Here is a 13,877-nt window from a genome sequence, read left to right as displayed (position 1 = left end):
ATGACGAGCAACCACACGAACCACCCCAGCGACACAGCTCGCGGCGCAGACCGCGAGCGCGACCTTTTCGCCACCCGCGCCCACGCGCTGGCTGCGGGGCTCGACGAGACCGACGAGACGGCATACCCCCTCTACGACGGCGAGCAGCTCGACCGCGAGGAGCGCGCCGCGCTCCGTCGCGTGCAGGGCCTCTCGACCGAGCTCGAGGACATCACCGAGGTCGAGTACCGCCAGCTGCGCCTCGAGCGGGTCGTGCTGGCCGGCGTCTGGACCGAGGGCACCGCCACCGACGCGGAGAACTCCATCCGTGAGCTGGCAGCGCTCGCCGAGACGGCCGGTTCGACGGTGCTCGAGGGCGTCATCCAGCGTCGCCAGCGCCCCGACCCCGCGACGTGGCTCGGCAAGGGCAAGGCGCTCGAGCTGCGCGACATCGTCGTGGCCGAGGGCGCCGACACCGTCATCTGCGACGGCGAGCTCGCCCCCAGCCAGCGCCGTGCTCTCGAGGACGTCGTCAAGGTCAAGGTCATCGACCGCACCGCGCTGATCCTCGACATCTTCGCCCAGCACGCCAAGAGCCGCGAGGGCCGCGCCCAGGTCGAGCTGGCCCAGCTCCAGTACCTCCTGCCGCGCCTGCGCGGTTGGGGTGAGTCGATGTCCCGGCAGGCCGGTGGCCGTGTCGCCGGCGGTGAGGGCATCGGATCCCGCGGACCCGGTGAGACGAAGATCGAGCTCGACCGTCGCCGCATCAACACGAAGATCGCCAAGCTGCGCCGCGACATCAAGGGCATGAAGACGAGCCGCGACACGCGTCGTCAGTCGCGCCGCGTCGGCGGCGTGCCGTCGGTCGCGATCGCCGGCTACACGAATGCCGGCAAGAGCTCGCTGCTCAACCGCCTGACCGGCGCCGGCGTGCTCGTCGAGAACCAGCTCTTCGCCACCCTCGACCCGACGGTGCGGCGCACCGAGACCGAGGACGGCCGCGTCTACACGCTCGCCGACACCGTCGGTTTCGTGCGCAGCCTGCCGCACCAGCTCGTCGAGGCGTTCCGCTCGACGCTCGAGGAGGTGGCCGACTCCGACCTGCTCCTGCACGTCGTCGACGGCTCGCACCCCGATCCCGAGGGCCAGATCACGGCCGTCCGTGAGGTACTCGCCGAGGTCGGCGGGGACCAGATCAAAGAGATCATCGTCATCAACAAGGCCGACATCGCCGACCCGGAGGTGCTCGACCGGCTGCGCCGCCACGAGAGGCACTGCGTCACCGTCTCGGCCCGCACCGGCGCCGGGCTCGACGAGCTGCGCGTCCTCATCGACCAGGAGCTGCCCAAGCCGGACATCGAGGTCGAGGTGCTCGTGCCGTACGACCGCGGCGACCTCATCTCGCGTCTGCACGACGAGGCCGAGATCCTCGAGAGCGAGCACGTCGCCGACGGCACCCGGGTGCGCGCGAAGGTCACGCCGACCATCGAGGCCGACCTCACGGCATACGTCGTCATCGCCAGCTGACGGTACAGGCAGCACGCGAGACGCCCGGCGGGTCACCTGCCGGGCGTCTTCGGCGTCAGGGAGGATGAAGGCATGGCCCTCGAGATCCCGTGCCCCTACTGCGGCACCCAGATGTACGCCGAGCAGGCGCACAACCGTTGCCCGAAGTGCCTCTACATCGAGCCCTGCTGCGACGGCGCGCCGCTCGCCGTCTGCGAGACCCGCGCACCCGAGCGACAGGCCCCGTGAGCGACGCCGACTCGGAGGTCTGGGTCACGTGCGACCGCGTTGTGCTGCGTCGTCCTCGCCCCGATGACCTCGACGCCTATGTGCGGCTGCACACCGACCCGCGCACGTACGCCCACTCGCCGGCCAGCATGCCGACCCCAGAGCGCTGTGGACAGCGGCTCGCCGACGACCTCAGCGACTGGGAGCAGCACAACCTTGGGTATGCCGCCGTCATCGACCGCGCCGCGGGTGAGGTCATCGGATGGGCGGGCCTGCGTCACAAGGATTCTGACGCCTCTGCCCTGAACCTGTACTACCGTCTGGCCCACGACCGGCTCGGTGTGGGGTTGGGTCGTGAGATCTCCCGCGCCGTTGTCGCCTGGGCCGCCGAGCACCGCCCGAAGGCCCTCGTGACGGCGATGGTCGACACCGTCAACGAGGCATCGCTGCGCACCGCCGCGGCGGCCGGCCTCACCCAGGTGGGCACGCGACTGCTCAAGGATGAGCCGGACGGCGAGCCGATGGCGTACTTCGAGGCGCCGACCGTGGGGGTGGCGAAACCGGAGACCATCGACAGCCCTCTGCGTGACGCCCTGCTGGGCCTCTGGGTCGACGTGAACGACGCGGGCGGCTCCGTCGGCTTCCTGCCGGAGGCGCCGCGCGACCAGGTCGCGACGGCGCTCGAGACTCACCTGGACGACGTCCGGGCCGACCGGTCCCTTCTGTGCCTGCTGCGGGGCCCGGGCGGCAAGCTGCGCGGGTTCGGGTTCTGGGAGCACTCGCGGGGTTTCCCGTACACCCACGTGGCCGGGCTCAAGCGCCTCATGGTCGACCCCGCCGCACACGGCCGCAACCTCGGGCGGATCCTGCTCGGCGGCATGGTCGCGATCGCGCGTCAGGACTTGCCCTGGGTGGAGCTGCTGCGCCTCGACTACCGCGATGGGCTCGGTCTCGGTGACTTCTACGCGCGCGCGGGGTGGGCCGAGGTCGGACGCGTCCCTCGGGGCCTTCGCCTCAGCGCGACGGACTACCGCGACGACGTCGCGATGGCCCGTCGCGTCGACGGGGGACCACTGCGCCCGAAGGGCAATATCGCCAGGGAGCGCGCCTGATCGCGACAGCTCACTAGATCGCCGAGGGCACCTGGTCGACCACGACTCAGAGCGAGGGAGCCCAGTGCGGGTCGCGGCCGAGGTAGCGCAACAGCGTCCCGAGCGCGCCCGCGTCGTCGCCTCGGAGGACGTCGGCGTAGGCGAACCCGCGCAGCGGCTCGACGATGACGAGGGCAACCGCGTGCAGCCGCGTCGCCAGCTCGTCGTCGATCGGCGACGGCTGACCCGTCGCGACGGCGATGTCCCACGCGTGCACACCGGCGTCGAGGGCGGCTGCTCCGACCGCGATCGGTGCCGTGAGCGAACCCTGGGGAAGTGGCACGGCGACGGCGGGGGCGTCGGCTGCGATCCGCGAGAACGCCAGCGACGCTGCGGCAAGGGGCGGCTCGATCAGCTCGAGTGCGTCGCCGTCGAAGGCCCCCGAGGGCGCGAACGGGTCGTACGAGGGGAATGCGCCCTCACCGAGGGTCGCGGCGTACGCCTGCTGGTCGCCTGCGGCGTGCTGGAGGACCTGCGCGACGGTCCACGCTTCGCACGGCGTGGGGCGCGACCAGTCGTCCACGCCGGCCACCGCGGAGCGCAGGGCGGCGTGCGCCGAGTCGAGGATCGTCCAGGTCGACGAGGTGGTCTGCATGATCGCGCCTTTCTATCGGAATGAAGCGTTCCGTTACAGGCTATCGGAACGCTGCATTCCGATCAAGTGCTACCGTCGAGCCATGCCTGCCGAGGAGGTCCCGCCCGTCCACTCCGACCGCCCCCGCCGAGGACGCCAGGCCGAGGCCGCCCGCAACGACGAGGCGATCCTCGAAGCCGCCCGCGCGGTGCTCCTGCGTGACCCGACCGCGTCTATGGCGACCGTCGCCCACGCTGCCGGGGTGGGTGTCGGCGGCCTCTACCGCAGGTATGCCGGTCGCGACGAGCTGCTCCAGCACGTGTGCGGCGACGGACTCCGTCAGTTCGTGGCGCTCGCCGAGCAGGCCACGTCCGACGAGGGGGATGCCTGGCAGGCCTTCGAGACGTTCCTGCGTGCCGTCGTCGACGCGGACGTGCACGCCCTGACCGTGCGCCTCGCCGGCACCTTCACCTCCACCGACGAGCTCCGCGCACTGGCAGGGCGCGGCGGCACTCTCGTAGAGGCCATCGTGCGACGGGCCCACGAGTCCGGCGACCTTCGCTCCGACGTGGGCTCCGCTGACGTCCCCATGCTCCTGGAGCAGCTGACCGCCGTACGCGTGGACGACCACGCGCGCACCCGCGAGCTCCGCCGGCGCTACCTCGCCCTCCATCTCGACGGCCTTCGGTCCGGTGGCACGCCGCTGCCCGACGTGCCGCCTCCGACGAGCGCCGAGCTGCGGGAACGCTGGGACCGCAGCCACTGACAGCCGAGTCGAGCAGACGCCGGGGACAGGTGGCACGCGCCGTGGGTGCTGCGGCATACCCTGACCCAATGGCCCAGCGACCCGCGCTCGACGACCTCCTCCACGCTGCGGTGTCGGGAGTCGGTGGCGTCGAGCGGCCCGGGCAGATCGAGATGGCCAAGGCCGTCGCCAGGGCCATCGAGGCAGACGAGCACCTCCTCGTGCAGGCCGGCACGGGCACCGGCAAGTCGCTCGCCTATCTCGTACCTGCGGTCGCGCACGCGTTCGAGGCCGGCAAGCCGGCCGTCGTGGCGACGGCCACGCTCGCCCTCCAGGCGCAGATCGTCGACCGCGACATGCCACGCGTCGCCGATGCACTCGCCCCCGTACTCGGTCGCCGCCCCACCTACGCCCTCGTCAAGGGACGCCGCAACTACGTCTGCCTCAACAAGCTCGAGGGCGGCTTCCCCGACGAGGAGGACGGGCTGTTGTCCGTCGGGCAGGTCGACGCGTCGGTCGGCCGGCTCGGCCAGGAGGTGGTGCGGCTGCGCGAGTGGGCGTCGACCACCGGGTCCGGCGACCGGGACGAGCTCGTGCCGGGCGTCTCCGAGCGAGCCTGGCGACAGGTGTCCGTGTCCGCGCACGAGTGCATGGGCGGCAAGTGCCCGCTCGTCAGCGAGTGCTTCGTCGAACGCGCCCGCGAGGCGGCCAAGGACGTCGACGTCATCGTCACCAACCACTCCTTCATGGCCATCGACTCGTTCGAGGGTCGCCAGATGCTGCCCGAGCACGACGTCCTCGTCGTCGACGAGGCGCACGAGCTCGTCGACCGCGTGACCGCGACCATCACCGATGAGCTCACCGGCTCCATGGTCATGACGGCCGCCAAGAGAGCCGGCCGCATGTCCGAGAACACCGCAGCCCTCGACGAGGCGGGAGAGCTGCTCGCGGCCGCGCTCGAGCCGATCGAGGAAGGGCGGATGCTCGGCGTCCCCGACTCGGTCGGCCTCGCCCTGGCGCGCGTGCGCGACACGGCCCGCACCGTCCAGAGCGACCTCAAGCCGCCACCCGGACAGGAGGCCGACGGCGCCCGCCAGGTCGCGCGCGCGGCCGTCGACGAGGTCCACGAGAACGCCGAACGCATCCTCGAGGAGCGCGAGCTCGACGTCGTCTGGCTCAACCGTGACCCCCGGCGCGGGCCGGTGCTGCGCGTCGCCCCGATGAGCGTCGCGATGCTCGTGCGCGACAAGGTGTTCGAGGAGCGCACGGTTGTCCTCACCTCGGCGACGCTCGAGCTGGGCGGCACCTTCGATGCCGTCGCCGGGACGATCGGCCTGCGCGGCGACGGCGCACCCGCGTGGCACGGCCTCGACGTCGGGAGCCCCTTCGACTACCCGAAGCAGGCCATCGCCTACGTCGCCGCGCACCTGCCACCGCCCGGGCGCGACGGTGCGGGCGACGACACACTCGACGAGATCGAGCAGCTCGTCCGTGCGGCCGGCGGCCGCACGCTCGGTCTCTTCTCCTCGACTCGCGCGGCCCAGACGGCGGCCGAGATCATGCGCGCCAGGTTCGGCGACGACATCCCCGTGCTGTGCCAGGGCGAGGACCAGATCACGACGCTCGTGCGCCAGTTCGCGCGTGAGCCCCGGACCTGTCTGTTCGGCACGCTCACCCTGTGGCAGGGCGTCGACGTGCCGGGGTCGTCGTGCCAGCTCGTCATCATCGACCGCATCCCCTTCCCAAGGCCCGACGACCCGCTCGCGTCCGCGCGCTCTCAGGCCATCGCGCGCATGGGCGGCAACGGCTTCATGGCGGTCTCCGCCACCCATGCCGCGCTGCGGCTCGCCCAGGGCGCCGGACGGCTCGTGCGCCGAGCGGACGACCGTGGCGTCGTGGCGTTCCTCGACTCACGGATGATGACGGCGCGGTATGCCGGGTTCCTCCAGCGCTCGCTGCCGCCCTTCTACCCGACGACCGACAAGGCGATGGTGCTGGCGGCGCTCGCGCGCCTCGACTCCACGGCCCCGCCGCCCGTCGCCGTCGAGGAGCCGGCGCTGCGCTCCCTCACCGGTGCACGTGCCGATGCCGACGGCACCGAGCACCCTCGGCCGGTCGCAGGCCCCCCGCCGGTCACGGCATCGTCACGCAGTGCCGTGACGTCCGGGCACGCATGGACCGACGAGCAGGACGAGGAGCTGCGCGATGCTGCCGAGTCCGGCATGCAGCTCGAAGAGCTCGTCGAGCACTTCGAGCTGCCCGAGGAGACCATCGCGGCCCGCGTGGAGCAGCTCGGTCTCAGGCTCGCCTCGGGCGCGCTCTTCGACTGACAGCCCCGCGTCCGACGCGCTGTGCGGGGCTACTGGGACTTCGAGGGCGAGCCCGGGACGGCCGGGAGCTGGAGCAGGTTCTCGGTGCCCTGCGGGACGACGATGAGCGAGTCGCCGTGCTCGCGGAGCATGTCGATGTACTTGCTCATGAGGACCTGTTCGTTGAGGCGGTTCTGGCACTTGTCGGACGTGACGGGCACGACCTTGACCGCCGTCACCTCCTTGCCGTTGATGACCTCCTTGACCTGCGTGGACGTCGCACCGCAGCGGATGATCTGGTCGGCGTCGGAGGTCGCCTGGGCCTCGGTCTTCGTGATCTCGGCCTTGGCGAGGGCCGTCTGGAGGTCCGCCTTCGCGGCCTCGGCGTTGGCGAGGGAGCTCTGCACCTTGTCGTAGTTGGCCTGCACGTTCTGGTCGAGAGTGATCGCCCGCGGGTCGACCTGCTCGACCGTGACGCCGACCTCGCCGAGGCGCTTCTCGAGGCCTTCGGTGATGCGCTGAGCGAGCAACGCGCGCGACTGGCGGACCGTCGCCGCAGTGAAGGTGGTCGGTGCGTCCCTCGTCACCGAGGAGACGCCGGGCAGCACGGCCCGGGCGATGAAGGTGTCCTGGTCGGGGTACTGGCGGATGATCTCCGGCAGCTTGCCGGGGTTGAGCGAGTAGCGGATCGTCACGTCGTACGCGACGGTCGCGTTGTCGCTCGTGACGGTCGAGACGCGGCCGCCGTCCTCGTCGAACGAGATCGTCTGGTTGCGGATGTCGAACGTGATGAGGTCCTGCCACGGGGCCTTGAGGTGGATGCCGGTGGCGCTGATCGCCTCGTCGCCGACGGTGCCGAAGGTCTTCGTCACGGCGGCCTCGCCCGCGTCGAGCCGGAAGTAGGAGGCGCCCGCGACGAGGACCACGGCGATGCCGAACGGGACGACGGCCCAGCGGCTGAGCTTCTTCGGGTGGTCCTTGAGGCGCAACAGGACGAGGCCGGCGACGACGAGCAGGACGGAGAGGACGAGGGCGAACATGACCTTCACTTCCGACGGGGACGGGGCGGGCGCGGCTGTCGGGCCCGCATGGCACAGTTGACGCCATGACCGACCCGGCCGTTCCGCCCCTCGTGCTCGTGACCGGCCCCGAGGACGTGCTCGTCGAGCGCGCGGTCTCGGCGGTGGTCACCGCCGCCCGGCAGGCAGACTCCGAGGTCATCCGCATCGCCCCCGCGACCTACGAGTCCGGTGCCCTGCAGCTGCACGCCAGCCCGTCCCTCTTCGGCGGCGCGAAGTGCATCGTCGTGCCCGACCTGCACGAGTCGCCGGACGAGCTCCAGCTCGACCTGCTCTCCCTCCTCGCGACGCCCGACCCCGACGTCAGCCTCGTGGTCTCCCACGGTGGTGGCATGAAGGGCAAGAAGGTCCTCGACACGATGAAGAAGGCCGGTGCCCGCGTCATCGAGTGCCCGGCGGTGAAGTCCGACCGCGACAAGACCGACTTCGTCATGAAGGAGTTCGCCGCGGCCCGGCGCAAGATCACCAGTGAGGGCGTCCGGGCCCTCATCGAGGCGGTGGGCAAGGACCTGCGTGAGCTGGCGGCCGCGTGTTCGCAGCTCGTCTCGGACACCGAGGGCACCGTCGACGACGCCGTCGTCGACACCTACCACGGCGGCAAGGTCGAGGCCACGGGCTTCCGGGTCGCCGACGCGACGATCGCCGGCCAGTCCGGAGAGGCGTTGCGCCTGCTGCGTCATGCCATCGCGACGGGCGTCGACCCCGTCCCGATCGTCGCCGTCATCGCGTCGCAGCTGCGTCAGCTGATCAAGGTGGGCGCGGCCGGCCGAGGCAGCTCGGCGCAGCTCGCCAAGTCCCTCGGCATGGCGCCGTGGCAGATCGACAAGGCCCGCCGCGCGGTCGGACACTGGAGCGCCGACGGTCTGGCCGTCGCCGTCCAGGCGGTCGCCGCGGCCGACTTCGAGGTCAAGGGCGGGAGTCGCGACCCGGTGTATGCCGTCGAGCGGGCGATCCTGACCGTGTCCCGCGCGCGGGCGGCGCGCTGACGTCCTCGCCGCGCTGGTCGGCGGGCCTTGAACGGCCACCGGATCCACCGGGGGTCCCGGCACGAGAGGGGGCCGGGCCAGGGTCCGGGCGGCGTACGGCCGGTTTGGTCGCGGGTGCCACCCGCTGGTAACTTTGACCTTCGCGTGCGCGCTCAGGTCGTGCGCGCATGCAGCACCATCCAGAGCCGCTCACGCAGGGTGTCCCCACGCCCGGTCCCGAGCAGCTTTGCCGCCCTCTAACGGCAACCATCCGACCGAACGAAAGAACACACGTGGCAAACATCAAGTCGCAGCTCAAGCGCATCAAGACGAACCAGACGCGCACCGAGCGCAACAAGGCCGTCAAGAGCGAGCTCCGCACCTGGGTCCGAAAGGTCCGCGAGGCCACCGCCTCCGGCGACAAGGACGCGGCCGCCGACGCCCTCAAGACCGCCTCGAAGAAGCTCGACAAGGCTGTCTCCAAGGGTGTCATCCACCAGAACCAGGCCGCCAACAAGAAGTCGGCCATGGCCAAGAAGGTCGCGTCGCTCTGACGCACCCACCTCTCGCGTGAGCGGGCCCGTCACCTCGCGGTGGCGGGCCCGCTCTGCGTCTCGGAGCGCACGGGCGCGGGCTCAGTGCCCGTGGAGGGCGCGGGCCGCGGCGATGACCTCGTCGTAGCGCTCCCGCCCCAGCACTGCGCCCTCTCGACGCACCCCGTCGGGGTCGACCCGCACGAGCCGGTTGACCCGCACCTCGCTCGGCCTGCCCTGCCGGTCCCACGAACCCGAGCCGATGTCGACCCACTCACGTCCCGAACGGCGCTCCTGCGTCGCATCGAGGTCGTGGTCCTTGCTCGTGAGCGGGAGGCCGACGAGCCAGCCGCCGTCACGGCCGACGATGAGCACGGGGCGGTCCTTGCCGCGGTTGTGGTCCTCCTCGTAGGGCACCCAGGTCCACACGATCTCGCCCGGGTCGGGCCGTCCGTCGGGCTGCGGCGCGTACGTGGTGTCGGGCAGCGTCGTCACGTCACCCGGGTATGCCGTGCCACCGCCCGCGCCCGCGCCACGGCGGGTCGGGACCCGCCCGGGGACAGTGCGCGGGGACGGTGCCGACGGCGGGGCCGGGCTCGACGCGCCGCGCACGAGACCACGCAGCCGGCCGACGAGGCGCTCGAAGGTGGTGGACATGGGAATCACCGTAGTCGGGGCACCGTTACCGTTGTCGTCCGAGACCGGGTCGACGGCGATCCGCACCACGCCACCTCGGCGCAGCCAGCGCCCCCCACGCCGACATCGATGGAACCCGGAGAACACCTCGTGAGCCCCGCCGCCAGACGCACCACCCTCGCCATCCTGGCCCTCGCCCTGGGCGGCTTCGCGATCGGCACCACCGAGTTCGTGACGATGGGCCTGCTGCCCCAGATCGCCGAGGGCACGGGGGTCGACATCGCGACGTCGGGACACTACGTGTCGGCGTACGCGCTGGGCGTCGTCGTCGGGGCGCCGCTCATCGCAGTCGTGGCGGCGAAGGCGCCGCGCAAGGGCCTGCTCATGGGCCTCATGGCCTTCTTCGCGCTCGCCCACCTCGCCATCCTCGCCGCCGACACCTACCCGACCGTCATGGCCGCCCGCTTCCTCGCCGGTGTGCCGCACGGGGCCTTCTTCGGGATCGGTTCGGTCGTCGCGGCCTCCCTCGTGTCGCACCAGCGCCGCACGTCCGCCGTGGCCGCCATCCTCGGCGGCCTCGGCGTCGCCAACGTCGTCGGGGTGCCGGTCGCCACGCTCCTCGGACAGCGGTTCTCGTGGCACCTGCCCTACGTGCTCGTCGGCCTCGTCGCCGCCGCCACGGTCGCGGCCATCGCGATCTGGCTGCCGCACCAGCCGCCGAGCGGTCACGAGTCGATGCGCTCGGAGATGCGGGCCCTGCGCCGTGGCCAGGTGTGGCTCGCCCTGCTCATCGGGACCGTCGGCTTCGGGGGCATGTTCGCGATGTACTCCTACATCACGCCGACCATGACCGAGCTCGCAGGCCTCGAGGATCGCTACATCCCGTGGGTCCTCGCGGCATACGGCATCGGCATGGTGTCCGGCATGGTGCTCAGCGGGCGCGTGGCGAACCGGGTCGGCGTCCTCAAGGGCATCATCGTCTCGCTGGGCCTCATCGCGGTGCTGCTCGCCGTCTTCGGCACGGCGGCCCGCACGCTGTGGCTCGCGTTCGTCCTCGTGTTCGTGCTCGGCCTCTTGCCCTCGATCGTCGTCCCGCTGCTGCAGACGCGCCTGATGGACGTCGCCCGCGAGGGGCAGTCCCTCGCGGCGGCGCTCAACCACTCGACGCTCAACACCGCCAACGCCCTCGGCGCGTGGCTCGGTTCGATCGTGCTCGCGGCCGGGTGGGGCTACGGCGCGCCGAGCCTCGTCGGCGCAGGGCTCGCCGTGCTCGGGGTCGGGGTCGCGGTGGCCTCGGCCGTCCTGGAGCGGCGGGGGACCGGCGGCGTCCAGCCGGACCGGTCGACACAGCGGGTCTGCGCGACCTCCGGCGCCTGAGAGGTCCGTCGTTGGGATTTGTCGGCACCCCGGGTCTCAAATAAGGTGAGCCTTGCCTAAGGGGACCGAGGTCGGCGCAACTCACACCTGCACCACGACACCGGTCCGCCTTGACCACCGACCGACCGACCCACGGAGCTCTGGTGAACCGTCGCCGCCGCCTGCCCCTTCTTGTCTCCGCCCTCACCGCCGCGGCCGTGCTGGCCCTCACCGGCTGTGGTGACGGCAGCACCGTCGTCGACAAGACCGAGGGCGCCGACCTCGTCATCTACAGCGGCCGCAACGAGACGCTCGTCAAGGGCCTGCTCGACGACCTCGCGAAGGAGACCGGCGTCAAGGTAGGCGTCCGCTACGCGACCTCCGCAGAGCTCGCCGCCCAGCTGCTCGAGGAGGGCGACGGCACGCAGGCCGACCTCTTCTTCAGCCAGGACGCCGGCGCGCTCGGTGCCCTCGCGGCCGCCGGGCGACTCGACCCGCTCGATGCTTCCGTCGTGGGCAAGGTCCAGGACGGCTTCGCCGACAAGAGCAACCGCTGGGTCGGCACCTCGGCCCGGGCGCGCGTCATCGCCTACGACCCGCGGAAGGCGCCCGAGGTCGAGCAGATGACGACGATCGATGCCGTGCTCGACCCGAAGTACAAGGGTCGCGTCGGCTTCGCACCGACCAACGCGTCGTGGCAGGCGTTCGTGACGACCCTGCGGGTCACGCGTGGCGAGGACCAGGCCAAGGCATGGCTCGAGAAGTTCAAAGCCAACGAGCCGAAGGCGTACGACAACAACATCGTCGCCCTCGACGGTGTCGAGAAGGGCGAGGTCGCCCTGGCGCTCATCAACCACTACTACTGGTACGAGCGGGTCGCCGAGAAGGGCGCGGCTGCCGTGACGTCCAAGCTGCACTTCCTCCACGGCGACGACCCGGGTGCCCTGATCAACGTCGCAGGGGTCGGCATCCTCAAGGGCACCGACCAGAAGGCCGCCGCCCTCAAGGCTGTCGAGTATCTTCTCGGCCCGAAGGCGCAGGCCTACTTCGCCTCGAAGACCTTCGAGTACCCCGTCGTCGAGGGCGCAGAGGTGCCGAGCGACCTACCCCCGCTGAAGGAGCTCGACGGGCTCGCGCTCGACCTCAACCGCCTCGAGTCCCTCGACAAGACGCTCGAGCTGCTCGACGAGGTCGGACTCAGCTGACCCTCACGTCCGTCCGCGCGCGCACGGCGGACCGGACCGCACGCACCGGCGGCCGGCCACCGGCGTGGCTCGTCGTCCCCGCTCTCGCGGGGGCACTCCTCGCGCTGCTGCCACTCGGCTACCTCGTGGTGCGCGCCGTCGAGGCGGGTGACCGCGTCGGACGGATCCTCCTGCGGCCCAGCACCATCGAGCTCGTCGGCCGGAGTCTCGGGCTCGTCGTGGTCGTCACCGGTCTGTGTCTCGTCATCGGTGTCGGGGTGGCGGCGCTGGTGACTCGCACGTCGCTGCCCGGGCGGCGCTGGGTCGGGGCGCTCGCCGCGTTGCCGCTCGCGGTCCCGAGCTACGTCGCGGCGTTCGCGTGGATCGCCGCCGTGCCGTGGGCACGGGGTTTCGTCGGTGCGGCGATCGTGCTGACGCTGTGCACCTACCCGTACGTCCTGCTGCCCGTCGCGGCCGCGATGCGCGGCGTCGACCCGGCGCAGGAGGAGGTGGCGCGCAGTCTCGGCAGAGGCCCGTGGCGCACCTTCTGGTCGGTCACGGTCCGCCAGACCTGGCCCGCCGCTGCCTCGGGTGCTCTGCTCGTCGCGCTGTACACACTGAGCGACTTCGGTGCCGTGTCCCTGCTGCAGTACGACGTCTTCACCCGCGCCATCCACACGTCGTACCGCGCGAGCTTCGACCGCACTCCGGCCGCGGTCCTCTCGCTGCTCCTCGTCGTCCTCACCGTGCTCATCGCCCTGGGGGAGCGCCGCTCCCGTCGCGGTCTCGAGCAGGCCCGCATCGGGTCCGGCGTCTCGCGTCGCAGCGACCGGATCCGTCTTGGCCGCTGGGCCGCCGCCTTCTCGTCGGTGGCCGTGCTCGCGGTGCTGGGGCTCGCCCTCGTCTTCCCGGTCGCCTCCCTGCTCTACTGGTTCGCCACGGGGCTGTCGGCGGGCATCGACGCCGGGCGGCTGGTGACCAGCGCAGGCACGACGATCCTGTTCGCGGTGCTCGGTGCCCTCGTGACGATGGCGCTCGCGGTGCCGGTCGGCGTCCTCGTCGCGCGGTACCGTTCCCGCACGTCGTCGGCGATCGAGCTCGCGGCCTGGGCCGGGCACGCGCTACCGGGCATCGTCGTCGCACTGGCGCTGGTGTTCTTCGGCGTGCGCGTCGCCCAACCGATCTACCAGCGCACACCGCTCCTGCTCATCGCGTATGCCGTCCTCTTCCTCCCAGCGGGCGTCGGGGCCGTGCGAGCGGCCGTCGCCATGAGCTCGCCCCGCGTCGAGGAGGTGGCCCGGTCGCTCGGCAGCAGCCCGCTCGACGTCCTGCGACGGGTCACGCTGCCGCTCGCTGCGCCGGGCATCGCCGCCGGCACGGCCCTCGTCGTCCTCACGATCATGAAGGAGCTGCCGGCGACGCTCCTGCTGCGGCCCACGGGTGCCAACACGCTCGCCACGAGTCTCTGGACCGAGACCGGCGTCGCCGCGTACGCCGCCGCCGCCCCCTATGCACTGGCCCTCGTCGTGCTCGCCGTCGCGCCGACGCTCTGGCTCATGCACGCGCAGGGCCGTTTGGCTGCGACGGAGGACCTGTGAATGGCATTGTGCTCCAAGCCGATCCGAGGAGTGC

Annotated in this window: 13 protein-coding genes; 10 read left to right on the top strand and 3 right to left on the bottom strand. The window is 71.6% G+C overall.

What is annotated here, in order from left to right:
• From hflX to H9I49_RS08610, 3 genes are all read left to right on the top strand, one after another.
• Positions 1-1,506, top strand: a complete 1,506-nt coding sequence (hflX, locus tag H9I49_RS08620) for a GTPase HflX (RefSeq protein ID WP_188029940.1) — start codon at positions 1-3, stop codon at positions 1,504-1,506.
• 72 nt (positions 1,507-1,578) lie between these two features.
• Positions 1,579-1,734: a hypothetical protein gene (locus H9I49_RS08615; protein WP_188029939.1), complete on the top strand. Its 156-nt coding sequence runs from the start codon at positions 1,579-1,581 to the stop codon at positions 1,732-1,734.
• Complete coding sequence (locus H9I49_RS08610; protein ID WP_188029938.1) at positions 1,731-2,825, top strand: GNAT family N-acetyltransferase; 1,095 nt, start codon at positions 1,731-1,733, stop codon at positions 2,823-2,825. The genes H9I49_RS08615 and H9I49_RS08610 overlap by 4 nt, the downstream gene beginning before the upstream one ends.
• 46 nt (positions 2,826-2,871) lie before the next feature.
• Here H9I49_RS08610 and H9I49_RS08605 read toward each other — a convergent pair whose 3' ends face one another.
• On the bottom strand, positions 2,872-3,459 hold the full coding sequence (locus H9I49_RS08605) for a maleylpyruvate isomerase family mycothiol-dependent enzyme (protein ID WP_188029937.1): 588 nt from the start codon (positions 3,457-3,459) through the stop codon (positions 2,872-2,874).
• Between the two features lie 82 nt (positions 3,460-3,541).
• On the opposite strand from H9I49_RS08605, the gene H9I49_RS08600 reads away from it, so the two are divergent.
• On the top strand, positions 3,542-4,204 hold the full coding sequence (locus tag H9I49_RS08600) for a TetR/AcrR family transcriptional regulator (RefSeq protein WP_188029936.1): 663 nt from the start codon (positions 3,542-3,544) through the stop codon (positions 4,202-4,204).
• A gap of 68 nt (positions 4,205-4,272) precedes the next feature.
• Positions 4,273-6,513: an ATP-dependent DNA helicase gene (locus H9I49_RS08595; protein WP_188029935.1), complete on the top strand. Its 2,241-nt coding sequence runs from the start codon at positions 4,273-4,275 to the stop codon at positions 6,511-6,513.
• A 29-nt stretch (positions 6,514-6,542) separates the two neighbouring features.
• Here H9I49_RS08595 and H9I49_RS08590 read toward each other — a convergent pair whose 3' ends face one another.
• Positions 6,543-7,532, bottom strand: a complete 990-nt coding sequence (locus H9I49_RS08590) for a prohibitin family protein (protein WP_188029934.1) — start codon at positions 7,530-7,532, stop codon at positions 6,543-6,545.
• 65 nt (positions 7,533-7,597) lie between these two features.
• On the opposite strand from H9I49_RS08590, the gene holA reads away from it, so the two are divergent.
• Together holA and rpsT are read left to right on the top strand one after the other, a co-directional pair.
• On the top strand, positions 7,598-8,557 hold the full coding sequence (holA, locus tag H9I49_RS08585) for a DNA polymerase III subunit delta (protein WP_188029933.1): 960 nt from the start codon (positions 7,598-7,600) through the stop codon (positions 8,555-8,557).
• Between the two features lie 272 nt (positions 8,558-8,829).
• Positions 8,830-9,090: a 30S ribosomal protein S20 gene (rpsT, locus tag H9I49_RS08580; RefSeq protein ID WP_188029932.1), complete on the top strand. Its 261-nt coding sequence runs from the start codon at positions 8,830-8,832 to the stop codon at positions 9,088-9,090.
• Positions 9,091-9,171: 81 nt separating this feature from the next.
• Here the strand turns inward: rpsT and H9I49_RS08575 are convergent, their stop codons facing one another.
• The gene (locus H9I49_RS08575; RefSeq protein WP_188029931.1) at positions 9,172-9,726 is read right to left on the bottom strand and encodes a type II toxin-antitoxin system PemK/MazF family toxin; all 555 of its coding nucleotides are present in this window, start codon (positions 9,724-9,726) and stop codon (positions 9,172-9,174) included.
• A gap of 129 nt (positions 9,727-9,855) precedes the next feature.
• Between H9I49_RS08575 and H9I49_RS08570 the strand changes: the two genes are divergently transcribed.
• The 3 genes from H9I49_RS08570 (at position 9,856) to H9I49_RS08560 (ending at position 13,843) form a co-directional block, all read left to right on the top strand.
• Positions 9,856-11,082 carry an MFS transporter gene (locus H9I49_RS08570; RefSeq protein ID WP_370587490.1) on the top strand — a complete coding sequence of 409 codons (1,227 nt, stop codon included), beginning with the start codon at positions 9,856-9,858 and terminating at the stop codon, positions 11,080-11,082.
• A gap of 143 nt (positions 11,083-11,225) precedes the next feature.
• On the top strand, positions 11,226-12,266 hold the full coding sequence (locus H9I49_RS08565) for an extracellular solute-binding protein (RefSeq protein WP_188029929.1): 1,041 nt from the start codon (positions 11,226-11,228) through the stop codon (positions 12,264-12,266).
• A gap of 128 nt (positions 12,267-12,394) precedes the next feature.
• A complete protein-coding gene (locus H9I49_RS08560) occupies positions 12,395-13,843 on the top strand; it encodes an ABC transporter permease (protein ID WP_370587489.1) in 1,449 nt (482 codons plus the stop codon).
• The last annotated feature ends 34 nt before the right edge of the window (positions 13,844-13,877 follow it).

The organism is Terrabacter sp. MAHUQ-38 (assembly GCF_014518425.1).
In the GTDB taxonomy this organism is placed as follows: Bacteria; Actinomycetota; Actinomycetes; order Actinomycetales; family Dermatophilaceae; genus Terrabacter.
Note: the sequence above shows the minus strand (reverse complement) of the source record. Positions and strands in the feature narration are given on the sequence as shown.